At 45.0% G+C, this 726-nt stretch carries 2 protein-coding genes; both read left to right on the forward strand.

The window, feature by feature from the left end:
• The first annotated feature begins 160 nt into the window (after positions 1 to 160).
• Positions 161 to 325 (forward strand): hypothetical protein, encoded by a 165-nt coding sequence (locus OGW16_RS00010; protein WP_286517453.1) that lies wholly within the window; start codon positions 161 to 163, stop codon positions 323 to 325.
• A gap of 192 nt (positions 326 to 517) precedes the next feature.
• The coding region (locus OGW16_RS26310) for a DUF6708 domain-containing protein (protein ID WP_353655667.1) at positions 518 to 726 on the forward strand (209 nt) is incomplete at its 3' end.

Consider the following 726-nt stretch of genomic DNA (forward strand, 5'->3'; position numbering starts at 1 on the left):
TGCCTGAGACGGCGCGTTTTGCAGAACACCCGCAGCAGTGGGGCCATATCCACTGGCCGGAAGCGCTTGACGCTGAATCACGGACGGCACCGTAAGCGACTGGAAAAATAAATATAACGTTGGGGATGTGCTTTCATTAATGCTTAATGTAAAAGGATGAATGAATATTATGGCTAAAAAGCCAGGCAATAAAGTAAAGCGTCGCGCATCACTGTCCGCCTCTGACAATAAAAAAAAGGAACAGCATACAGCAAACGTTGAAATACAACGCCCCAAAAACCCTTTCTATCGCCGTTCCGTACTGATCCCGCAGGCGGAAAGATGACAGGAGGATCTGCCGGTTCAGTGGCTGGAGCACGATGTTGAACCCAATGCTATCTGGCTGAACGAAAAGAATGATATCTGGCTGGAAATTCCCCGCTATGAGAATCAGATATCATGGGGCTGCGGCGATATTTTTGCTTTTTTTTCAGTGCCATTTATACTTTTTTTTCTAATTTTCCCTTTTATTTCCGGGATGGATATAATCACTTTTTTAATATCATTTATTGGATTTGTTTTTTTTCTCTCTTTTTTTAAACTTTTGTTCAGAATGACCTATCACACGCCCCGCGGTACGCCCGTGCGGCTAAACCGTAAGCGACAAAAAGTCTATATTTACGAACATCACCGCAGCAGCTGGAATCCGTGGATAGACTGGCCGGTGGAGGTCCGGGTGTTTAACTG

Origin of the sequence: Citrobacter sp. Ce104, assembly GCF_030334595.1 — a bacterium.
Taxonomy (GTDB): Bacteria; Pseudomonadota; Gammaproteobacteria; order Enterobacterales; family Enterobacteriaceae; genus Citrobacter; species Citrobacter europaeus.

Bases quoted from the DNA above. Each gene is read 5' to 3' on its own strand.
- OGW16_RS00010 (WP_286517453.1), top strand. From the start codon at position 161: ATGAATATTATGGCTAAAAAGCCAGGCAATAAAGTAAAGCGTCGCGCA.